Origin of the sequence: Streptomyces sp. NPDC102270, assembly GCF_044766405.1 — a bacterium.
GTDB lineage: Bacteria > Actinomycetota > Actinomycetes > Streptomycetales > Streptomycetaceae > Streptomyces.
The window spans coordinates 33,534-55,333 of the sequence record NZ_JBIWLX010000006.1 but is presented as its reverse complement, the minus strand read 5'-3'; the positions used below and the strand labels follow the sequence as shown (position 1 = coordinate 55,333).

Annotated in this window: 17 protein-coding genes; 1 reads left to right on the top strand and 16 read right to left on the bottom strand. The window is 69.7% G+C overall.

What is annotated here, in order from left to right:
• Positions 1-396: 396 nt before the first annotated feature.
• Positions 397-3,534: an isoleucine--tRNA ligase gene (gene ileS, locus ACIRP7_RS12910; RefSeq protein WP_403657283.1), complete on the top strand. Its 3,138-nt coding sequence runs from the start codon at positions 397-399 to the stop codon at positions 3,532-3,534.
• 152 nt (positions 3,535-3,686) lie between these two features.
• Here the strand turns inward: ileS and ACIRP7_RS12905 are convergent, their stop codons facing one another.
• The 16 genes from ACIRP7_RS12905 to rsmH all read right to left on the bottom strand — a co-directional run bounded on the left by ACIRP7_RS12905 (position 3,687) and on the right by rsmH (position 21,554).
• Complete coding sequence (locus ACIRP7_RS12905; protein ID WP_403657280.1) at positions 3,687-4,931, bottom strand: DivIVA domain-containing protein; 1,245 nt, start codon at positions 4,929-4,931, stop codon at positions 3,687-3,689.
• 52 nt (positions 4,932-4,983) lie between these two features.
• The gene (locus ACIRP7_RS12900; RefSeq protein ID WP_053847334.1) at positions 4,984-5,274 is read right to left on the bottom strand and encodes a YggT family protein; all 291 of its coding nucleotides are present in this window, start codon (positions 5,272-5,274) and stop codon (positions 4,984-4,986) included.
• A 50-nt stretch (positions 5,275-5,324) separates the two neighbouring features.
• Complete coding sequence (locus ACIRP7_RS12895; protein WP_007381413.1) at positions 5,325-5,966, bottom strand: cell division protein SepF; 642 nt, start codon at positions 5,964-5,966, stop codon at positions 5,325-5,327.
• A gap of 128 nt (positions 5,967-6,094) precedes the next feature.
• Positions 6,095-6,814, bottom strand: coding sequence for a YggS family pyridoxal phosphate-dependent enzyme (locus ACIRP7_RS12890; RefSeq protein ID WP_403657276.1), 720 nt, complete (start codon positions 6,812-6,814; stop codon positions 6,095-6,097).
• A gap of 6 nt (positions 6,815-6,820) precedes the next feature.
• The gene (gene pgeF / locus ACIRP7_RS12885; protein WP_403657273.1) at positions 6,821-7,549 is read right to left on the bottom strand and encodes a peptidoglycan editing factor PgeF; all 729 of its coding nucleotides are present in this window, start codon (positions 7,547-7,549) and stop codon (positions 6,821-6,823) included.
• Positions 7,546-8,742, bottom strand: coding sequence for a cell division protein FtsZ (gene ftsZ, locus ACIRP7_RS12880; RefSeq protein ID WP_403657270.1), 1,197 nt, complete (start codon positions 8,740-8,742; stop codon positions 7,546-7,548). The genes pgeF and ftsZ overlap by 4 nt, the downstream gene beginning before the upstream one ends.
• 287 nt (positions 8,743-9,029) lie before the next feature.
• Positions 9,030-9,824 carry a cell division protein FtsQ/DivIB gene (locus ACIRP7_RS12875; protein WP_403657267.1) on the bottom strand — a complete coding sequence of 265 codons (795 nt, stop codon included), beginning with the start codon at positions 9,822-9,824 and terminating at the stop codon, positions 9,030-9,032.
• 19 nt (positions 9,825-9,843) lie between these two features.
• Positions 9,844-10,938 carry an undecaprenyldiphospho-muramoylpentapeptide beta-N-acetylglucosaminyltransferase gene (gene murG / locus ACIRP7_RS12870; RefSeq protein WP_352382882.1) on the bottom strand — a complete coding sequence of 365 codons (1,095 nt, stop codon included), beginning with the start codon at positions 10,936-10,938 and terminating at the stop codon, positions 9,844-9,846.
• Between the two features lie 6 nt (positions 10,939-10,944).
• Positions 10,945-12,306 carry a putative lipid II flippase FtsW gene (ftsW, locus tag ACIRP7_RS12865; protein ID WP_403657264.1) on the bottom strand — a complete coding sequence of 454 codons (1,362 nt, stop codon included), beginning with the start codon at positions 12,304-12,306 and terminating at the stop codon, positions 10,945-10,947.
• Between the two features lie 20 nt (positions 12,307-12,326).
• Positions 12,327-13,760 carry a UDP-N-acetylmuramoyl-L-alanine--D-glutamate ligase gene (gene murD / locus ACIRP7_RS12860; RefSeq protein ID WP_403657261.1) on the bottom strand — a complete coding sequence of 478 codons (1,434 nt, stop codon included), beginning with the start codon at positions 13,758-13,760 and terminating at the stop codon, positions 12,327-12,329.
• Complete coding sequence (gene mraY, locus ACIRP7_RS12855) at positions 13,742-14,815, bottom strand: phospho-N-acetylmuramoyl-pentapeptide-transferase (RefSeq protein WP_352382888.1); 1,074 nt, start codon at positions 14,813-14,815, stop codon at positions 13,742-13,744. Before mraY ends, murD begins: the two co-directional genes overlap by 19 nt.
• Positions 14,812-16,221, bottom strand: coding sequence for a UDP-N-acetylmuramoyl-tripeptide--D-alanyl-D-alanine ligase (gene murF, locus ACIRP7_RS12850; RefSeq protein WP_403657257.1), 1,410 nt, complete (start codon positions 16,219-16,221; stop codon positions 14,812-14,814). Before murF ends, mraY begins: the two co-directional genes overlap by 4 nt.
• 4 nt (positions 16,222-16,225) lie before the next feature.
• On the bottom strand, positions 16,226-17,746 hold the full coding sequence (locus ACIRP7_RS12845; RefSeq protein WP_403658405.1) for a UDP-N-acetylmuramoyl-L-alanyl-D-glutamate--2,6-diaminopimelate ligase: 1,521 nt from the start codon (positions 17,744-17,746) through the stop codon (positions 16,226-16,228).
• A 202-nt stretch (positions 17,747-17,948) separates the two neighbouring features.
• Positions 17,949-19,925: a peptidoglycan D,D-transpeptidase FtsI family protein gene (locus ACIRP7_RS12840; protein WP_403657254.1), complete on the bottom strand. Its 1,977-nt coding sequence runs from the start codon at positions 19,923-19,925 to the stop codon at positions 17,949-17,951.
• A 5-nt stretch (positions 19,926-19,930) separates the two neighbouring features.
• On the bottom strand, positions 19,931-20,494 hold the full coding sequence (locus ACIRP7_RS12835) for a hypothetical protein (RefSeq protein ID WP_403657251.1): 564 nt from the start codon (positions 20,492-20,494) through the stop codon (positions 19,931-19,933).
• Positions 20,495-20,552: 58 nt separating this feature from the next.
• Positions 20,553-21,554, bottom strand: coding sequence for a 16S rRNA (cytosine(1402)-N(4))-methyltransferase RsmH (gene rsmH / locus ACIRP7_RS12830; RefSeq protein WP_403657248.1), 1,002 nt, complete (start codon positions 21,552-21,554; stop codon positions 20,553-20,555).
• Positions 21,555-21,800 lie beyond the last annotated feature (246 nt).

Below are 21,800 nucleotides of genomic sequence, written 5' to 3'. Positions count from 1 at the left end.
CCGAACAGCCGTGCCGCTCCATTCGGGTCACCCCACGCCCTACGGCGACCTCCGCGCCCGGCCCGGGAAAAGCGGTCGGCCGCTGTCCCCGGGGCGCCGTACACTGGGCGCAGCGAAAAGCGTGGATGGGGACGAGTAGCGGCGTACGCAGCCCAGAGCGACCCGGGGACGGTGGAAGCCCGGGGGCGAGCGCGACGTGAAGATCACCCCGGAGCCGCCGGAAGAAAGCCCAGCGGGGCCAGTAGACCCGGCATCGCGACCCCAATGAGGGGGCTCACCGACACACACCAGGTGTCGGCGGGCCAAGGAGGGTGGTACCGCGGGAGCGCGTCGAAACCGGCGCACGGACTCTCGTCCCTCCGGACGGAAGGCAGCACATCCGCCGGAGGAAGACTGATGACGCAGTACCGCCAGGTGCCCGCCCAGGTCGACCTGCCCGCGCTCGAGCACGCGGTGCTCGACTTCTGGCGCGAGCAGAAGATCTTCGCCAAGACCCTGGAGCAGTCCGAGGGCCGCCCCGAGTGGGTGTTCTACGAGGGCCCGCCCACCGCCAACGGCATGCCGGGCGCCCACCACATCGAGGCACGCGTCTTCAAGGACGTCTTCCCCCGCTTCCGCACCATGCGCGGCTACCACGTGGCCCGCAAGGCCGGCTGGGACTGTCACGGCCTCCCGGTGGAGCTGGCGGTCGAGAAGGAGCTCGGCTTCACCGGCAAGAAGGACATCGAGGCGTACGGCATCGCCGAGTTCAACGCCAAGTGCCGCGAGTCCGTGACCCGCCACACCGACGCCTTCGAGGCGCTCACGACCCGCATGGGCTACTGGACCGACCTCCAGGACCCGTACCGCACGATGGACCCGGAGTACATCGAGTCCGTCTGGTGGTCGCTGAAGGAGATCTTCAACAAGGGCCTGCTGGTCCAGGACTACCGCGTGGCCCCCTGGTGCCCCCGCGACGAGACGGGCCTGTCGGACCACGAGCTGGCGCAGGGCTACGAGACGATCGTCGACCCTTCCGTGTACGTCCGTTTCCCGCTCACCTCCGGTCCGCTCGCCGGCCAGGCCGCGCTCCTGGTCTGGACGACGACCCCCTGGACGCTGGTCTCCAACACGGCCGTGGCCGCGCACCCGGAGGTCACCTACGTCGTCGCGACCGACGGCGAGGAGCAGCTCGTCGTCGCCGAGCCGCTGCTCGCCAAGGCGCTCGGCGAGGGCTGGGAGACCACCGGCCAGTCCTTCACCGGCGCCGAGATGGAGCGCTGGACCTACCAACGTCCGTTCGAGCTCGTGGAGTTCCCGGAGCCGGCCCACTACGTGGTCAACGCCGAGTACGTCACGACCGAGGACGGTACGGGCCTGGTCCACCAGTCCCCCGCCTTCGGTGAGGACGACCTCAAGGTCTGCCGCGCCTACGGCCTGCCCGTCGTGAACCCCGTCCGCCGGGACGGCACGTTCGAGGAGGACGTCCCCCTGGTCGGCGGCGTCTTCTTCAAGAAGGCGGACGAAAAGCTCACCGACGACCTCCAGCAGCGCGGCCTCCTCTTCAAGCACATCCCGTACGAGCACAGCTACCCGCACTGCTGGCGCTGCCACACCGCGCTCCTCTACTACGCGCAGCCGTCCTGGTACATCCGCACCACCGCCGTCAAGGACCGCCTCCTCCAGGAGAACGAGAACACCAACTGGTTCCCGGAGACGGTGAAGCACGGCCGCTTCGGCGACTGGCTGCAGAACAACATCGACTGGGCGCTGTCCCGCAACCGTTACTGGGGCACCCCGCTGCCGATCTGGCGCTGCGAGGACGATCACCTGACCGTCGTCGGCTCCCGCGCGGAGCTCACCGAGCTGACCGGCACGGACCAGTCGGGCCTGGACCCGCACCGCCCGTACATCGACGAGGTCACCTTCGCCTGCCGCCACGACGGCTGCCAGAAGACGGCCACGCGCGTGCCGGAGGTCATCGACGCCTGGTACGACTCGGGTTCGATGCCGTTCGCACAGTGGGGCTACCCGTACAAGAACAAGGAACTGTTCGAGTCCCGCTACCCGGCGCAGTTCATCTCCGAGGCCATCGACCAGACGCGCGGCTGGTTCTACACGCTGATGGCCGTAGGCACCCTGGTCTTCGACAAGTCGTCGTACGAGAACGTCGTCTGCCTCGGCCACATCCTCGCCGAGGACGGCCGCAAGATGTCCAAGCACCTGGGCAACACCCTGGAGCCGATCCCGCTGATGGACCGGCACGGCGCGGACGCGGTGCGCTGGTTCATGGCGGCCGGCGGCTCCCCGTGGGCGGCCCGCCGTGTCGGCCACGGCACGATCCAGGAGGTGGTGAGGAAGACCCTCCTCACCTACTGGAACACGGTCGCCTTCCAGGCCCTGTACGCCCGCACGTCCGGCTGGGCGCCCAGCGGGGCGGACCCGGCCCCGGCCGACCGCCCCGTCCTGGACCGCTGGCTGCTGTCCGAACTGCACGCGCTGACCGACCAGGTGACCCAGTCCCTGGAGTCGTACGACACCCAGCGCGCCGGCAAGCTCCTGTCGGCGTTCGTCGACGACCTGTCCAACTGGTACGTACGCCGGTCCCGGCGCCGCTTCTGGCAGGGCGACAAGGCCGCGCTGCGCACGCTGCACGAGGTCGTCGAGACGGTCACCCAGCTGATGGCCCCGCTGACCCCGTTCATCACCGAGCGGGTCTGGCAGGACCTGGTCGTGCCGGTCACCCCGGGCGCCCCGGAGTCGGTGCACCTGGCCTCCTGGCCGGAGGCGGACCTCTCCGCCATCGACCCGGAGCTGTCGAAGCAGATGGTTCTGGTGCGCCGGCTCGTCGAGCTGGGCCGTGCCACGCGCGCGGAGTCGGGCGTGAAGACCCGTCAGCCGCTGTCCCGGGCGCTCATCGCCGCGACCGGCTTCGACTCCCTCGACCGCGAACTGCACGCGCAGATCACCGACGAGCTGAACGTGAGCGCGCTCGCCTCCCTCAGCGACGTCGGCGGCAGCCTGGTCGACACCACGGCGAAGGCCAACTTCCGCGCCCTGGGCAAGCGTTTCGGCAAGCGCGTCCAGGACGTGGCCAAGGCCGTGGCGAACGCCGACGCGGCCGCGCTCTCCCTGGCCCTGCGCGAGGGCACGGCCTCGGTGGAGGTCGACGGCGAGACGATCACGCTCGCCCCCGACGAGGTGATCATCACGGAGACCCCGCGCGAGGGATGGTCGGTGGCGTCCGACTCCGGGGCGACGGTGGCCCTGGACCTGGAGATCACGGAGGAGCTCCGCCGAGCGGGCCTCGCCCGTGACGCGATCCGCCTGATCCAGGAGGCCCGCAAGAACAGCGGCCTCGATGTGGCCGACCGCATCGCGCTGCGTTGGACCGCCACGGACCCGGCCGTGATCGCGGCCCTGTCCGAGCACACGCCCCTGATCGCCGACGAGGTCCTGGCCACGGACTTCGCCCAGGGCGAGGCGGACGACACCTACGGCACCCCGTTCACCGACGAGGGCCTGTCGCTGACGTTCCGCCTGCGCAAGGCGTAGGACCGAGAAAAGAAGGCCCGGCCCCCACGTGGGGGCCGGGCCTTCTTCGTGCCCACACAACGTGGTCAACTCGCGTAAAAGGGAGGGGCCCCGGATCGAAATCCGGGGCCCCTCCCTGAACGCTGCCGACGCCTAAGGCGTACTAGAGGCCGTCAGTTGTCGTCCTCGTCGATGAGGAAGCCACGCATGGGCGAGGGAGCCTGTCCCATCGGACCGGGACCCTGCGGCCGCACGGGCGCCATCGGCTGGGTCATCGCGGGCGACATCTGCTGCTGGCCGCCGTACGACGGGCCGGCCGGCGAAGGACCGCCGCCCATGCCCTGGTTGCCACCGTACGACGGCGCGCTCGCACCGGCCGGAGCCATGGAAGGCGCCGGGGACGGCGGCAGCGACGCGGCGGCCGGGGTACGCGGCGGAGCCAGCGAGTCGTCGGCCTGGGTCTCCAGCTGACGCAGCTGCGACTCGAGGTACGACTTCAGACGCGTGCGGTACTCGCGCTCGAAGCCGCGCAGGTCCTCGACCTTGCGCTCCAGCGTGGCGCGGGCGGACTCCAGGGAGCCCATCGCGACGCGGTGCTTCTCCTGCGCATCCCGCTCCAGGGCGTCCGCCTTGGCACGGGCGTCACGCTCGAGACCCTCGGCACGCGAACGCGCCTCGCCCACGATCTTGTTGGCCTCGGAACGCGCCTCGGCGATCGCCTGGTCGGCGGTCTGCTGGGCCAGCGAGAGGACACGGGCGGCGCTGTCGCCACCAGGGCCCTGACCGGGGCCGCCCATCGGACCGCCCATGGGGCCGCCCATCGGGCCACCCATCTGCTGCTGCATGGGCGGCTGACCGCCCATGGTGCCCTGACCCATCTGGCCCTGACCCATCGGACCCTGGCCCATCGGACCCTGGCCCATCTGGCCCTGACCCATCTGGCCCTGGCCCATCGGACCCTGGCCCATCTGGCCCTGACCCATCGGACCCTGGCCCATCTGGCCCTGACCCTGCGGGCCGCCCTGGCCGGCGGGCAGCTGCGGCGCACCGCTCGGCAGCTGGGGCGGGCCACCCATGGGGCCGCCCATCTGCTGCTGCGGCGGACCGGATATGCCGGCCGGTACGGGGGCGCCGGGACCGGGCCCACGCATACCCTGCTGCGGCATTCCCTGTCCGGGCATGCCGCCTTGCTGCTGGTCCTGCTGCTCCGGAGGCTTGCGCATGTTCTGCTGGTTCTGGGCAGCAGCACGCGTCGCCGCGGCCAGCTTGGCGCGCAGGTCCTCGTTCTCGCGCAGCAGGCGGGTCAGTTCGGCTTCGACCTCGTCGAGGAAGGCATCGACCTCGTCCTCGTCATAGCCTTCTCGGAGGCGGACGGTCGTGAACTGCTTGTTCCGCACGTCCTCGGGGGTCAACGGCATCTCTTCACCTCAACGTAGTCATCGGCAGTCGGCAAGACCGTATCGTCCACAGTCACCTCGCCAGGTTTCCCATGATGGAGATGAGGATGTAGACGATGATCATCAGCACGAAGAAGGACAGGTCGAGCGCCACGCCCCCGAGACGCAGCGGCGGGATGAACCGCCGCAGAAGCTTCAACGGTGGATCGGTGACAGTGTAGGTGGCCTCCAGAACGACCACCATCGCCTTGCCGGGTTGCCACGAGCGGGCGAACTGGAAGACGTAGTCCATGACCAACCGGAAGATGAGCACGATGAGGAACACCATCAGCGCGATGTAGATCACCTGCGCGAACACGCTCATGGTCTGTCTTTCCCTCTCCCCTGTTCGTACTTCGTTCCGGTTGCTGCTTCTCAGCTCTGGTTGAAGAATCCGCCCTCTGCGATGCGGGCCTTGTCCTCCGCCGTGACATCGACGTTAGCAGGCGACAACAGGAACACCTTCTGCGTCACCCGCTCGATGCTGCCGTGAAGACCAAACACCAAACCGGCTGCAAAGTCGACAAGTCGCTTGGCGTCTGTGTCATCCATCTCAGTCAGATTCATGATCACCGGGGTGCCCTCACGGAAGTGTTCCCCGATGGTACGGGCCTCGTTGTAGGTCCGGGGGTGAAGTGTGGTGATCCGGTAAGGCTCTCGTTCCGACACGACCTTGGGCATGATCACCGGTGCGTTCTTCTCCAGGCTTGCGCGCTCTTGTGTGATGGATGCCACGGGCGCGATGCGCGCCGGACGCACCGATTCCGCGGCGAGCGAAGAGGATCGGGGCACCGGGTCGCGCGGCACCGAGGACTGCACAACTCTGACCGATTCGTCCCTTTCAGGCTGAAGTGCCTGATGTGACTGGTGAGACGGCTCATGCCGTCGGCGGTCCCGCTCGGGCTCCGGGTCGAGTTCCGGTTCGAAGTCGTCGTCGGGGTCGAAACCGCGGCCGTCGTACCCATCGTCCTCCACGAGGCCGAGGTAGACCGCCATCTTGCGCATCGCGCCGGCCATTCTCTGAGTCCTCCGCTCTGTGGTGGATCGGCTGACGACTGCCAAGTGCCCGCGATCCACGAGGTCGTTATGACCGCCTTTGGCGGTAATGACCATATTTTCTGCTGTGGTCCGACTTCCTGGCGACGTTACCCGAGCCTGGGGCGGACTCCGAGTACCGCGGTGCCGACGCGCACATGTGTCGCTCCTGCCGCCACGGCCTGTTCGAGGTCCGCGCTCATCCCTGCCGAGACCATGTTGGCAGTCGGATGGGCTCTGCGCAGGTCGGTCGACAAATCCATCAACCGCTCGAACACCGCCTGTTCGCGTCCCGCGTACTCCCCGGTGAGCGGGGCGACGGTCATCAACCCGTCGAGCCGCAACCCCGGAGCCCCGGCCACGAGACCGGCCAACTCCTCGATTCCACCCGGTGCCACACCACCCCGCTCCCCTCGCTCGCTCGAACCGGCGTCGAGAGCGACCTGGATCAGGCAGCCCACCTCGCGCTCGGCCTTCACGGCCTCCCTGGAGAGAGCCGTCACCAACTTCGAACGATCGACAGACTGCACGAGATCCGCGTAACCCACCACAGACCGCACTTTGTTGGTCTGCAACTGACCAACAAAGTGCCAAGTAAGAGGCAGATCCGAGCATTCGGCGGCCTTGGGCGCTGCGTCCTGGTCCTTGTTCTCGGCGACGTGGCGCACACCTAGCTCGGCGAGGATCCGCACATCGCTCGCGGGGTAGGTCTTGGTGACCACGATGAGGGTCACCTCTTCCCGCCTGCGCCCGGCGGCCGCACACGCGGCGGCGATGCGCGCCTCCACCTTCGCCAGATTTGCGGCGAGTTCATCCTTACGGTCCGTCATGCCCCATCAGTCCAGCCAGACATATCCCGCGAGTCGCCCCGTGGTGCGATCGCGACGATACGAGAAGTGGTCGTCCGACTCCAGCGTGCACACCGGCGACTGCTGCCGGGCGCGCACCCCGAGCCGGTCGAGCTGCGCGTGCACTCCGGCGGTCACGTCGACCGCGGGAGTGCCCCAACTCGTTTCGGAGTGCGCCGTTGGTTCGACGGCGGCGACGTCGGCGCGCATCTCCTCGGGCACTTCGTAGCACCTGCCGCAGACGGCGGGTCCGGTGCGGGCGACGATCCGGGCGGGATCGGCGCCGAGTTCGGTCATCGCGCGTAGCGCGGCCGGGACGACTCCGGCGATCATGCCGGGCCGGCCGGCGTGGGCCGCCGCGGCGATCCCGGCGACCGGGTCGGCGAGCAGCACCGGGGTGCAGTCGGCGATGAGGACGGCGAGGGCGAGACCGCGTTCGGCGGTGACGAGCGCGTCGACCCGGGGCACCGGCTTCTCGCCCCACGGCTCCGAGACCACCACGACGTCCGCCCCGTGCACCTGGTTCATCCAGACCACCCGGGCCGGGTCGAGACCGAGCGACTTGGCGGCCAGTTCGCGGTTGGTCCCCACGGCCTCGGGGTCGTCGCCGACCGCCCCGCCGAGGTTGAGCTCCTCATACGGAGCGGCGCTCACCCCGCCCCACCGGTCGGTGAAGGCGAAGTGCGCGCCGCTCACGCTCTCGCGCTGTCCTATCACTTCAGGAAGTCCGGCACGTCCAGCTCCTCGGCCGCGCTGTCCGAGTAGCTCCGAGACGGCGGGACGGGCGGGGCGACCGGGAGGTCGGCGGCCGGCTCGGGCGCCGGCTCCGGGTCCTCCTTCGGCGTGACGCTGCCGAGCGAGCCGAAGGACGGACGGCTCTCGGTCTGCCGCACCGGAGTGGGCTCCTCGCGGCGGGCCGAGGCCGAGGAGGAACCCATGACCGTCTCGCGGCGGGCGGGCGGCTGGCCCCCGTCGAAGCCGGCGGCGATCACGGTGACGCGGACCTCGTCGCCGAGGGCGTCGTCGATGACCGCGCCGAAGATGATGTTCGCCTCGGGGTGGGCGGCCTCGCTGACCAGCTGGGCCGCTTCGTTGATCTCGAACAGGCCGAGGTCGCTGCCGCCGGAGATGGAGAGCAGCACGCCCCGGGCGCCGTCGATGGACGCTTCGAGCAGCGGCGAGGAGATCGCCATCTCGGCGGCGGCCACCGCGCGGTCGTCGCCGCGGGCCGAGCCGATGCCCATGAGCGCCGAACCGGCCTCCGACATGACCGACTTGACGTCGGCGAAGTCGAGGTTGATCAGACCGGGCGTGGTGATGAGGTCGGTGATGCCCTGGACACCGGAGAGCAGGACCTGGTCGGCCGACTTGAAGGCGTCGAGGACCGAGACCTGGCGGTCCGAGATGGACAGCAGCCGGTCGTTGGGGATGACGATGAGGGTGTCGACCTCTTCGCGGAGTTCCGCGATGCCGTCCTCGGCCTGGTTGGCGCGGCGCCGGCCCTCGAAGGTGAAGGGGCGGGTGACCACGCCGATGGTGAGGGCGCCCAGAGTGCGGGCGATGTTGGCCACGACGGGCGCGCCGCCGGTGCCGGTGCCGCCGCCTTCACCGGCCGTCACGAAGACCATGTCGGCCCCCTTGAGGACCTCCTCGATCTCCTCGCGGTGGTCCTCGGCGGCCTTGCGGCCCACGGCCGGGTTGGCTCCGGCGCCGAGTCCGCGGGTGAGTTCGCGGCCGACGTCGAGTTTGACGTCGGCGTCGCTCATCAACAGCGCCTGCGCGTCGGTGTTGATGGCGATGAACTCGACGCCCTTGAGACCGACCTCGATCATCCGGTTGATGGCATTGACACCACCGCCGCCGACACCGATGACTTTGATGACTGCGAGGTAGTTCTGCGGTGCTGCCACGTCGAAGGCCTCTCGCCTCGAGTTACGTGTCGCCGAACCGACGAAGCACTGCTGCCTCGCGATCCGTCGACTGATGCCGAATGGGACGGTCCGTAGCGCCGACCCGAACCCTAACGCTGAAGTTTAGGGTTACCAGTGTGTCTGTTCCCTGGAGTCTTCTGAACAGGACACTAAGTCGACAAGTGGCGCACGTTCAACGAACACGCCGAACCTCCCGTTTTTCTTTTCACCCTATGTGATCAGCCGTAGCAGTGCCCAACCAGGGTGCTGGCCTGCGCTGATGTGCGTCAACTCCCCGATGACGCGGGGGCGGTGGGAACGCTGACGTCGAAGTGCCGGGCATCCGGGGCGGCTTTCATGAGGGCACTGAGCGTACGGGCCTTCGCGGCACCCTTCTCACCGCTTCCCCAGGCGACGGTACGACCGCCCCTCAGCTCCAGCGAGATGTCGTCATACGAACGCACCTTGACGGAACGGGTCGCGCGCGCGACGTCGACCGGAATGTCACCCGCCACGCGCACCGCTTCCCGCACCAGTCGGCCCTCCCCGAAGCGACGCAGGCTCGCGGCACGGGAGTCCGGCCGGGAGAGCGCCAATTCCAGCGCGGGGACGCCTTTCGGGGCCACGGAAACCGTGGCGAACCGGACACCTTCGTCGTCCACTTCGACAAAGTTTCCGCCCTTTTGGACAAGCAGAACCGGAGTACGCTCAGTCACTTTCAGCCCGATTCCGTGGGGCCAGGAGCGAGCGACATCAACTGAGTCAATTCGGGGCAATTTCCGGCGCAGCCGTGCCTCAATCGCATCGGTGTCGACGGAAATCAGCGGCGAGCCGACCGGGACGTCGGCGGCCTCACGGACCTGTTCCGGAGTCAGCACCAGGGTTCCCGAGACCGACACGCGTTCGACACGGAGCCACTGGGATCCGTACAACAGCCAGACGGCGCCCGCGGAGAGAAGTGCGAGCGCCACGGCGAGGATGATGATCATACGAAGCCGACGCACCCTCAACCGCCGGGCGGGAGGCGGGCCGGACGACTCCTGCTGGCGTTCACCGCGCTCGGCGGTCGTCGATCCGGCCACGCGCACTCCCTCTTCCTGGCTACTGGCGTCGGTGCGAGGCGATCGCCTCGTACACCATGGCGACGAGCAGCTCGTCGGCATCCCGGCGACCGAACTCGGCGGCGGCGCGGGACATCTCGTACAACCGGTGCGGGTCGGCGAGCACGGGCAGGACGTTGCCCCGCACCCAGTCGGGCGTCAGTTCCGCGTCGTCGACCAGCAGTCCGCCGCCGGCCTTGACCACCGGCTGGGCGTTCAGCCGCTGTTCGCCGTTGCCGATGGGCAGCGGGACGTAGGCGGCCGGGAGCCCGACGGCGGAGAGTTCGGCGACGGTCATCGCGCCCGCGCGGCAGAGCATCATGTCGGCCGCGGCGTACGCGAGGTCCATCCGGTCCAGGTAACTTACCGGGATGTAGGGGGGCATTCCCGGCATCTGCTGTACATGTGGCAGTTCGTTCTTCGGACCGACCGCGTGCAGGATCTGGATTCCGGCCTGCTGGAGCCAGGGCGCGACCTGCTGGACGACCTCGTTGAGGCGCCGGGCGCCCTGCGAGCCGCCGGAGACCAGCAGGGTCGGCAGGTTCGGGTCGAGGCCGAACATGTGCCGGGCCTCGGGGCGGACGGCGGCCCGGTCCAGGGTGGCGATGGTGTGGCGCAGCGGGATGCCGATGTAGCGGGAGTTGCGCAGCTTGCTGTCCGGCGTGGCCACGGCGACCTGGGCGGCGTACCGGGAGCCGATCTTGTTGGCGAGGCCGGGGCGGGCGTTGGCCTCGTGGACCACGATCGGGACGCCGAGCCGCTTGGCAGCGAGATAGCCGGGCAGCGCCACGTAGCCGCCGAAGCCGACGACGGCGTCGGCCTTGGTGCGCTCCAGGATCTGCTCGGTGGCCTTGATCGTGCCGCGCAGCCGGCCCGGCACGGTGATCAGCTCCGGGGTCGGCTTACGGGGCAGCGGGACGGCCGGGATGAGCGCGAGCTCGTAGCCGCGCTGTGGGACGAGCTTGGTCTCCAGGCCCCGTTCCGTGCCCAGGGCCGTGATCCCCACGGTCGGGTCCTGCCTGCGCAGGGCGTCCGCGAGGGCGAGCGCGGGCTCGATGTGGCCGGCGGTCCCCCCACCGGCGAGTACGACATGCACCGAAATTCACCGCTCTCCGGACGAACGCGCCGAGGGGGCGCGCCGTCGCATCGTGTTCCATCTCCGAGGACCCCGTGCCGGCACGGCGCCTCCCGCCCGCTTTCTACCAAAGCGGGGTTGCCGCATCGAAAGCGCCATCCGCGCAGCGGGATCGTCACGCGCGAACGCGATCAGCAGCCCGATGGCGAACATGGTCGGCAGCAGGGCGGACCCTCCGTAGGAGAACAGCGGGAGCGGGACGCCGGCGATCGGCAGCAGACCGAGCACCGCACCGATGTTGATCACCGCCTGAGCGGTGATCCAGGTGGTCACACCTCCCGCGGCATACCTCACGAAGGGGTCCTCCGTGCGTCCGGCCACGCGGATACCCGCATAGCCTAGAGCCGCGAAGAGAGCGAGTACCGACAGCGTCCCCGCGAGGCCCAGTTCCTCACCGGTGACGGCGAAGATGAAGTCGGTGTGGGCTTCGGGGAGTTGGCCCCATTTTTCCACACTCGCACCGAGCCCGGAGCCAAAGATTCCGCCGGATGCGAGGGCATAGATGCCGTGCACGGCCTGCCAGCAGTCGGCGGCCCCCGACTTGGGCTCGGTGGCGCCGATGCAGGCGAGCCGGGCCATGCGGTTGGGGCTGGTCTTGATGAGGATCATGCCGATCAGCCCGGCGATCGACAGCACCCCGACGAACAGCCGGGTCGGGGCCCCCGCGAGCCACAGCAGGCCGAACAGGATCGCGGTCAGGATGATCGCCGTACCCATGTCGCCGCCGAGCATGATCAGCCCGAGCAGCAGGAAGGCGGCCGGGACGAGCGGCACCAGCATGTGCTTCCACTGGGTCAGCAGCTTCTTGTCCTGCTTGCGGGCGAGCAGGTCGGCCGCCCACAGCACGAGGGCGAGCTTGCCGAACTCGCTGGGCTGGATCTGGAAGGAGCCGCCGAGCGAGATCCAGTTCTGATTGCCGTTGACCGACATCCCTATCCCCGGCACCTGTACCAGGGCCATCAGGAAGACCGCGCCTGCCAGGATCGGATAGGCCAGCGCCCGGTGCAGCTTGACCGGCATCCGGGAGGCGATCAGCAGCAGTACGGTGCCGATGACGGCGGCCAGGAACTGCTTGCGGAAGAAGAAGGAACCCGGCAACGACATCTGCAGGGCCGTGATCTGGGAGGCCGAGTACACCATCACCAGACCGAGCACGGTGATCAGCAGGCTGCCACCGAGGATCAGGTAGTAGGCGGTCAGCGGCCGGTCCCAGGCCTTCCGCGCACGCGTGTAGAGCTGTTGTACGGGGTTCTCGCGCGGCTGCCGGGGGACGGCGGGGCGCCGGGACGCCCGCTGCACGGGGGGCCTGCCGGTCCGGCTACTGGGCATCAACGCCTCCGCTACGTCGGTCAGGCGCCGAGTTCGCGAACCGCCTCCGCGAACGCGTCACCGCGCTGGTTGTAGTTGGCGAACATGTCCATCGAGGCGCAGGCCGGAGCCAGCAGCACCGTGTCACCTGCGACGGCGAGGCGTGAGGCCTCCTGGACAGCCGCGAGCATCGCCCCAGTGTCGGTCCGGTCGAGGTCCACCACGGGTACCTCCGGGGCGTGTCGCGCGAGGGCTTCACGGATCAGGGCGCGATCCCGGCCGATGAGCACGACCCCGCGAAGTCGCTGTGCCGACTTGGCGACCAGCTCGTCGAAGGTCGCGCCCTTGGCGAGCCCGCCCGCGATCCACACGATCGACTCGTAGGCCGCCAACGAGGCTTGTGCCGCGTGGGTGTTGGTGGCCTTGGAGTCGTCGACGTAGCCGACCCCGTCCACGTCGGCCACGTGGGAGATGCGGTGGGCGTCCGGGGTGAAGTCCCGCAGCCCGTCCCGTACGGCCCTTGCGGGCACCCCGAATGCGCGTGCGAGGGCCGCCGCCGCGAGGGCGTTGGCGATGTTGTGCGGGGCCGGCGGGTTGACGTCGGAGACCTCGGCGAGCTCCTGGGCGTTCTTGTGCCGGTCCTCGACGAAGGCCCGGTCGACCAGGATGCCTTCGACGACACCGAGTTGAGAGGGCCCGGGAGTGCCGAGGGTGAAGCCGATGGCCCGGCAGCCCTCCTCGACATCCGCCTCGCGCACCAGGTCCTCGGTGGCCTTGTCGGCCACGTTGTAGACGCAGGCGACCCGATTGCCCTCGTAGATACGGCCCTTGTCGGCGGCGTACGCCTCCATGGAGCCGTGCCAGTCCAGGTGGTCCGGCGCCAGGTTCAGCACGGCGGCGGAGTGCGCGCGCAGCGAGGGCGCCCAGTGCAGCTGATAGCTCGACAACTCCACGGCGAGGACGTCGTACTGCTCGTCGCCGAGCACGGCGTCCAACAGGGAGACGCCGATGTTGCCGACGGCGGCGGTGCGCAGCCCCGCGGCCGTCAGGATCGACGCCAGCATCTGGGTGGTGGTCGTCTTGCCGTTGGTGCCGGTGACCGCGAGCCAGGGGGCCGCGTCGGGGCCGCGCAGCCGCCAGGCGAGCTCCACGTCGCCCCAGATCTCCAGGCCGGCCTCACGGGCCGCGGTGAAGAGCGGCTTGTCCGGCTTCCAGCCGGGCGCGGTGACGACGAGTTCGGTGCCCTCGGGCAGGGTCGCGCCGTCACCGAGACGCACGGTGATGCCGAGCGCCTCCAACTCCGCGGCCTGCTCACGCGCGCGTGCGTCGTCGCCGTCGTTGACGACCGTGACGTGTGCCCCGCGCGCGTGCAGCGCCTTGGCCGCCGGGATGCCGGAGACACCGAGTCCGGCGACGGTGACGTGCTTTCCCTGCCAGTCGAGGTGCTCCGAGGAGGTCACTTTTCTGCTGCCCATCCCGCGTAGAAGAGACCCAGGCCGACGATCACACAGATGCCCTGGATGATCCAGAAACGGACCACCACGAGGACTTCGGACCAGCCCTTGAGTTCGAAGTGGTGCTGGAGCGGGGCCATGCGGAAGACGCGCTTGCCGGTGAGCTTGAAGGAGCCGACCTGGATGACCACCGACATGGTGATGAGGACGAACAGGCCGCCCATGATGGCCACCAGCAGCTCTGTGCGGGACAGGATCGCGAGGCCGGTCAGGACACCGCCGAGCGCGAGCGAACCCGTGTCACCCATGAAGATCTTGGCCGGCGAGGTGTTCCACCACAGGAAGCCGAGGCAGGCACCCATCAGCGCCGAGGCGATGACCGCGAGGTCGAGGGGGTCCCGTACCTCGTAGCAGGCACCTGGGTTGGTCAGGGTGCCCGCGTTGGCGCAGGACTCCTGGAACTGCCAGACACCGATGAACGTGTAGGCGCCGAAGACGAGAACGGAGGCGCCGGTGGCGAGGCCGTCCAGACCGTCGGTGAGGTTCACGCCGTTCGACATCGCGAGGATCATGAACAGCGCCCAGACCACGAACAGGATCGGGCCGATCTTCCAGCCGAAGTCGGTGATGAACGACAGCTTGGTCGAGGCCGGGGTGTTGCCGCGGGCGTCCGGGAACATCAGCGCGAGCACCGCGAAGCTGATGCCGACGATCAGCTGGCCGGCCATCTTCGCCTTGGCCCGCAGGCCCAGCGAACGCCGCTTGACGATCTTGATGTAGTCGTCGAGGAAGCCGACCAGGCCCATGCCGCACATCAGGCCGAGCACCAGCAGGCCCGAATAGGTGGGCGGGAAGCCGGTGATGACCTTGGACAGGAAGTAGGCGACGACCGTCGCCAGGATGAAGGCGATACCGCCCATCGTCGGCGTACCGCGCTTGCTGGCGTGCTCGCGCGGGCCGTCGTCCCGGATGTACTGGCCGTAACCCTTGCGCGCGAGCAGCTTGATCAGCAGCGGGGTGCCGACCAGGGTCAGAAAGAGGCCGATGACTCCTGAGAACAGGATCTGCTTCATCATCGGGCGGCAACCTCACCCTCGGCGTCGAGCAGCGCCTGGGCGACGCTCTCCAGGCCGACCGAACGGGACGCCTTCACGAGGACGACGTCTCCCGGGCGCAATTCACTGCGCAGCAGGTCGACCGCCGCCTGTGCGTCGGACACGTGCACCGACTCCTCACCCCACGAACCCTCGTTATATGCGCCCAGTTGCAGCCAGGACGCTTCCCTGCCCCCGACCGCGACGAGCTTGCCGACATTGAGCCGGACGGCGAGCCGTCCGACCGCGTCGTGCTCGGCGAGCGCCTCGTCCCCGAGCTCGGCCATCTTGCCGAGCACCGCCCAGGTCCGCCGCCCCTTGCCCATCGCCGCGAGCGCGCGCAAGGCCGCTCGCATGGACTCGGGGTTCGCGTTGTAGGCGTCGTTGACGATGGTCACGCCGTCCGGGCGCTCGGTGACCTCCATACGCCAGCGGGAGAGGGAGCCCGCCTCGGAGAGCGCGGTGGCGATCTCGGTTGCGGACATGCCCAGCTCATGGGCGACGGCGGCCGCGGCGAGCGCGTTCGACACGTGGTGCTCACCGTACAGGCGCATGGTCACTTCGCTTGCACCGGAGGGTGTGCGAAGGCTGAAGGCGGGCTGTCCGCTGTCCGTGAGTCGCACGTTCTCGGCGCGAACGTCCGCTTCGCCGGACTCTCCGAAAAGGATCACCTTCGCCTTCGTACGGGAGGCCATGGCCCGTACGAGAGGATCGTCGGCGTTGAGGATCGCGGCGCCGCCGTCCTGTGCCGACGGCAGGGCTTCCACGAGCTCGCCCTTGGCCTGCGCGATCTGCTCGCGGCCGCCGAACTCGCCGATGTGGGCGGAGCCGACGTTGAGGACCAGGCCGATCTTCGGGGGCGTCAGATCCGTGAGGTAGCTGATGTGGCCGATACCGCGGGCGCCCATCTCCAGGACGAGGAACTTCGTCTCCTCGGTGGCGGTGAGCGCGGTGAGCGGCAGCCCGATCTCGTTGTTGAGCGAGCCCGGCGTGAACACCGTCGGCGCCTTGCGCCGCAGCACCTGCGCGATCAGGTCCTTGGTGCTGGTCTTGCCGGCCGAGCCGGTGAGGGCGACGAGGGTCGCGCCGAGCCGTCGTACGACGTGACGCGCGAGGGCGCCGAGGGCCGTCTGGACGTCCTCGACGACGATCGCGGGCACGCCGACGGGGCGTTGGGCCAGCACGGCCACCGCGCCCGCCCTTACGGCCTGGTCGGCGTAGTCGTGGCCGTCGACGCGCTCCCCCACGAAGGCGGCGAACAGAGCGCCGTCCTTCACCTGCCGGGAGTCGATGACGACGGGCCCGTGCACCTGCGCCGACGGATCCGGTATGTCGTGGGTCTGCCCGCCGACGACTGAGGCGATCTCGGCGAGAGAGAGGGCGATCACAAGTTCATCCCTGGGTCTGCTGGATGGCTTCTCGAAGCACCTGGCGGTCGTCGAAGGGACGGACCACCCCGGCGATGTCCTGGCCCTGCTCGTGGCCCTTGCCCGCGACGAGCACGGTGTCACCGGGCTGCGCGCGGGCGACGGCTGCGGCGATCGCGGCGGCCCGGTCCTCGAAGACCTGGACCTCGCCGCGCTCGTGTGCTGGTACGGACGCCGCACCCTCGAGCATGGTTGCGAGGATCGCGAGCGGGTCCTCGGAGCGGGGGTTGTCGGAGGTCAGTACGGCGGTGTCGGCGAGGCGGGCCGCGGCCGCGCCCATGGGCCCGCGCTTGGTCCTGTCGCGGTCGCCACCGCAGCCGAGCACGACGTGCACCTTGCCCTCGGTCACCTTGCGGAGCGCCTTGAGCACCGACTCGACGGCGTCGGTCTTGTGGGCGTAGTCCACGACGGCGAGGTAGGGCTGCCCGGCGTCCACGCGCTCCAGGCGGCCCGGCACTCCCGGTACGGCGGCGACGCCGTCGGCGGCGGTCTGCGGGTCGAGGCCGGCCGCGGCCAGGGCGACGATCGCGGCGAGGCTGTTGGCCACGTTGAAGGGGCCCGCGAGCGGCGACCTGGCGGCGACGCGCTCGCCCTTGGGGCCGATCACGGTGAACGTCGAGTCCATGGGCCCGACTTCGACGTCCTCGGCACGCCAGTCGGCGTCGGGGTGGCCCTCGGCGGAGAAGGTGACGACCGGGACCGTGGCTTCCTTGACGAGCCTGCGGCCGTACTCGTCGTCGAGGTTGACAACGCCGAGACGGCTGCGTTCGGGCGTGAAGAGCTGCGCCTTGGCCCGGAAGTAGTCCTCCATGTCGGAGTGGAACTCCATGTGTTCCGGGCTGAGGTTGGTGAAGACGCCGATGTCGAAGACACAGCCGTCGACCCTGCCGAGGACCAGCGCGTGGCTGGAGACCTCCATGGCGACCGCCTCGACCCCGCGCTCGCGCATGACCGCGAACAGGGCCTGGAGGTCGGTGGCCTCGGGCGTGGTGCGCTCGGACTTGATGCGCTCGTCGCCGATGCGCATCTCGACGGTACCGATCAGACCGGTGGACCTGACCCCCTTCAGACCGCCCTCGACGAGGTACGCCGTGGTGGTCTTGCCGGAGGTGCCGGTGATCCCGATCTGGAGCAGGTCCCGGCCGGGGTGGCCGTAGATCGTGGTGGCCAGTTCGCCCATGCGCGCGCGTGGATCCTCCACAACGAGCACCGGGAGCCCGGTCGCGGCGGCGCGCTCGGCGCCCGTCGGGTCGGTCAGCACCGCGACCGCGCCGAGGCCGGCGGCCTGGGTGACGAAGTCGGCGCCGTGCAGACGGGCTCCGGGGAGGGCGGCGTACAGGTCGCCGGGGCGGACGGCACGTGAGTCATGGGTGATACCCGTGACCTGCGCGGTCTTCTCCGGCTGTTCGATACCCAGCTGATCGGCGAGCTCCGCGAGGGGGGTGGCGGAGACCCGGACCGGCCGGGGCGGTCCCGGATAGGTCACGGGTGCGCCCTTCTGGGTGGTTTGGGACTGATCAGCGTGTGGCACGGCGGTGAGCGTACCGGGCGCACCCGCCTCGGAGCGAAGTGAGGGGCGGGGGGCGCCCTGGTTCCCGGGATCGGAGGTGATCGTCGTCACGAGGTGGTTCCTGGTGGCCTTTCCGAGGTGCTGATGAGGTGCTCAGGTGGTGCTCAGGTGGAGCTGATCAGGGCGTGTAGGAGACGGGCAGCTTCGCGGCCTTCGCCCCCGTGGGCGGGACCTGCAGGGTCTTCAGGGCGAACTCCATGACCTTCTTGTAGACGGGTCCGCAGATCTGGCCGCCGAAGTAGCTGCCGCTGGTGGCGTTCTGGATGGCGCAGTAGACGGTGATCCGGGGCTGGTCGGCGGGCGCGAAGCCGGCGAACGAGGAGGTGTAGCCCTTGTACTTGCCGGTGGCCGGATCCACGCGGTTGGCCGTGCCCGTCTTGCCCGCGACCCGGTAGCCGGGGATGCGCGCCTTGGCGCCGGTGCCCTCCTGGTCGTCCACGACCGACTCCAGCATCCGGGCCAGTGTCTTGGCCGTCTTGGCGCTGACGACCCTTGTCTCCTTGGGCTTCGCGGCGGGTGTGAAGCGTCCGTCGGGCCCCTTCGTGCCGCGCACGAGGGTGGGTTCGACGCGGACTCCGCCGTTGGCGATCGTCGAGTAGACGGACGCGGCCTGCATGGCGTTGAGGGAGACACCCTGGCCGAAAGGAATCGTGTACTGCTGCGAGGTCGACCAGTCCGCGGGCTTGGCCAGGATGCCCGGGGTCTCGCCGGGGAAGTCGAGCCCGCTGTAGCGGCCGAGGCCGAACTTGCGCAGGTAGGAGTAGAGGACCTGGTTGGCCTGCGCCTGGCTCTTGCCCAGCTGGCCGGTCGCCAGGATGGTGCCGATGTTGCTGGACTTGGCGAGCACGCCGTTGAGCGTGAGGTACCAGGTCTCGTGGTCGATGTCGTCCTTGAAGAGCCGGTCACCGCGGTGCAGCCGGTTGGGGACGATCACATGGGTGAGCGGGGTGGCGACGCCCTGTTCCAGTACGGCGGCCATCGACATCACCTTGGCGGTGGAGCCGGGCTCGTAGGCGTCCTGGAGAGCCGCGTTGCCCATGTTCACCGAACGCGCCTTGGACAGGTCGTTCGGGTCGAAGCCGGGCGAGTTGGCCATGGCCAGGACCTCGCCGGTCCGGGTGTCCTGCACTATCACGTACCCGCGGTCCGCCTTGGACTCCTTCACCTGGTCGGTGATGGCCTGCTGGGCGGCCCACTGGATGTCGCGGTCGATGGTGAGCTCGACGTCGCTGCCGGGCACCGCGGGGGTCTCGGTGGAGCCCACGGTGGGCACCTGACGGCCACCGGACTGGGCGTAGCGGACCTTGCCGTCCTTGCCGGCCAGCAGGGAGTTCAGCTGCTGCTCGACACCGCCGCCGCCCTTGCCGTCGGCGTTGACCCAGCCCAGTATCCCGGCGGCGAGATCGCCGTTCGGGTACACGCGCTTGGTCGTCGGCACGGACAGGACGCCCCCGAGGACGTTGGCCGTGCCCGGGTCTGTCGCGCTCTTGGTGGCGAGCGCGGACTTCAGGTCCTTGATCTGCTTCCAGACCTGCGGGGTCTGCCGGTTGGCGAGCAGGACGTAGCGGAGCTTCTTGTCCTTGGGCCGCAGCTTGTCGAGGATCGTCTCCTGGTCCTGCCCGAGGATCGGGGCGAGCAGGGCGGCGGCCTGCTCGGGGCCGTCGTCGATCTTCAGCTGCTTGCGGGTGAACAGCGTGGGGTCGGCCGTGATGTCGTACGCGTCCTCGCTGGTCGCGAGGGCCACGCCGGAGCGGTCGGTGATCCCGCCGCGCTCGGCGGCGAGCGTGTAGCCGACGTACCGGTTCTGCTCGGCCTTGGCGGCGTAGGTGCTCGCGTCGACGGCCTGCACCTGGAGCAGTCGTACGACGAAGGCGGCCAGCACGAGCGTCAGCGCGAGGCCGACCAGGCGCAGCCGCGGGCGGGGGCTGCCGAGGCGGATGGTCTTGGGGGCCGCCGCACGGGGCACCGACGGGCGGCGGGCCGGGCGGGCGCCGGGACCCGGTCGCGATCGCCCGACGGGGCGGGCGGAGCGCTCGGGGCGTGCGGGTCCGGGCACGCGGCGGCGCGGCGGTTGCCTGCCGAAGTCGTCGGACACTTCCGTCACCTGCCGGGGGTCGTGGTCGTGGGGAGCGGGACGTCCGAGGGGACGGTCTCGGGTGTCGGTACGACGTCCTCGGGAGCCGGTACGACGGTCTCCGTCGGGGTGGGGCTGGCTGTCGGCGTCGGGACGACCGTGCTGTCGATCACCTCGGGGGCGAGTGCTAGCGGCATCCGGTAGGTGACCGGGTCGGCGTCGGGGGCGGCGGACGGGACACCCTTGACGGTGCCGTCGGGGTCGAGGAAGGCCGGGTCGCCGCCGGGCACCATGCCGAGTTCACGGGCGCGGCGCACCAGGGCGTCGGGCGCGGAGTAGGCGTCGATGTCCCGCTGCAGGGCCTGTTGCTCGTCGGTGAGGCTCTTGGTGTCCTTCTGGAGGTCGGTGAGCTTGAACGAGCCTTCGCTCAGCGCGGAGTTCAGCACCAGCAGCCCGATGAGGCCGCCGCCGAGGAGGAGGACCACGAGGAGCACGAAGGGGGCGCGGGCCGCCTGCCCGGGGCTCGCCGTGCCGGGGAGGAGACGCGCGAGACGAGCCGCCCTCCCCCTCAGTTCGGGTTTCCTGCTCACGCACCCTCCAGTGAGTCCGGTTTCCCAACCCACCGACGCGGCTCACGCGCCTCACGCATCATTCGATGGACTCCCTGATTCGCTCGGCACCTCTGCACCGCGCCGGTGCGGCTCGCCGGTTCTCGGCGATCTCTTCCTCGGTGGGAAGTTCGGCACCGCGCGTGAGCAGCTTGAGCCGGGGCTGGTACTGCTCGGGGACGACGGGCAGCCCGGGCGGGGCGGTGGTGGCGGCGCCGGCCGCGAAGACCTGCTTGACCAGCCGGTCCTCCAGCGAGTGGTACGACAGCACGACGATCCGGCCGCCCACCGCGAGCGCCTTCACCGCGGCCGGGATCGCCCGCTCCAGGACGGAGAGTTCGCCGTTGACCTCGATGCGCAGGGCCTGGAAGGTGCGCTTGGCAGGGTTCCCGCCGGTGCGCTTGGCGGCCTGGGGCAGGGAGTCCCGGATCAGCTCGACGAGCCGCGCGCTGTTCGTGAAGGGCTCCTTGTCGCGCTCGCGCACGATCGCGGACACGATCCGCTTGGCCTGCTTCTCCTCGCCGTAGGCCCTGAGGATCCGGACGAGTTCGCCCGGCGGGTAGGTGTTGAGGACCTCGGCGGCGCTCATGCCCGTCGTCTGGTCCATGCGCATGTCGAGCGGGGCGTCCTGGGCGTAGGCGAAGCCGCGGTCGGCCTCGTCGAGCTGCATGGAGGAGACGCCGAGGTCGAAGAGGACGCCCTGTACGCGCGCGATGCCGAGCCGGTCGAGGACGTCCGGGAGTTCGTCGTAGACCGCGTGGACGAGGGTGGCGCGCTCACCGAAGGGCGCGAGCCGCTCGCCGGACAGGCGCAGGGCCTCCTTGTCGCGGTCGAGGGCGACGAGCCGGGCCTCGGGGAACCGCTGGAGCAGGGCCTCGCTGTGGCCGCCGAGACCGAGCGTGCAGTCGACCACCACCGCCCCGGGCCGCTCGAGCGCCGGGGCCAACAGGTCCAGGCACCGCTGGAGCATGACCGGGACGTGTCGACTCTGTCCCTCCCGTCGCCCACCACCGCCCTTGTTCGAATGCGCTTCGCGCCCCATTGAATTCTGGGCCCTCTCAGGTCCGGCGCGGCCCGTACGCACCGCCGGGTCCCCGCCCGCTCATGAAGGGGAGGCCTGCCGGCGCCGGAAGCGTCAACCGACCGGGAGCGGGAGGAGGCCGAGCCGTACGTACGCGCCGCGCACGTGGGGAGACCGTCCGTGCGCTAGCCGGGGCCTCCGGAAAGTGTCAGCAGGGAGGCCTCGCCTCCCGCTTCGCGTCACTTTAGTCCACGGTGTCTCGCGGTC

Bases quoted from the DNA above. Each gene is read 5' to 3' on its own strand.
- ileS (WP_403657283.1), top strand. From the start codon at position 397: ATGACGCAGTACCGCCAGGTGCCCGCCCAGGTCGACCTGCCCGCGCTC.
- ACIRP7_RS12905 (WP_403657280.1), bottom strand. From the start codon at position 4,931: ATGCCGTTGACCCCCGAGGACGTGCGGAACAAGCAGTTCACGACCGTC.
- ACIRP7_RS12900 (WP_053847334.1), bottom strand. From the start codon at position 5,274: ATGAGCGTGTTCGCGCAGGTGATCTACATCGCGCTGATGGTGTTCCTC.
- ACIRP7_RS12895 (WP_007381413.1), bottom strand. From the start codon at position 5,966: ATGGCCGGCGCGATGCGCAAGATGGCGGTCTACCTCGGCCTCGTGGAG.
- ACIRP7_RS12890 (WP_403657276.1), bottom strand. From the start codon at position 6,814: ATGACGGACCGTAAGGATGAACTCGCCGCAAATCTGGCGAAGGTGGAG.
- ftsW (WP_403657264.1), bottom strand. From the start codon at position 12,306: ATGCCCAGTAGCCGGACCGGCAGGCCCCCCGTGCAGCGGGCGTCCCGG.
- murD (WP_403657261.1), bottom strand. From the start codon at position 13,760: ATGGGCAGCAGAAAAGTGACCTCCTCGGAGCACCTCGACTGGCAGGGA.
- mraY (WP_352382888.1), bottom strand. From the start codon at position 14,815: ATGATGAAGCAGATCCTGTTCTCAGGAGTCATCGGCCTCTTTCTGACC.
- rsmH (WP_403657248.1), bottom strand. From the start codon at position 21,554: ATGGGGCGCGAAGCGCATTCGAACAAGGGCGGTGGTGGGCGACGGGAG.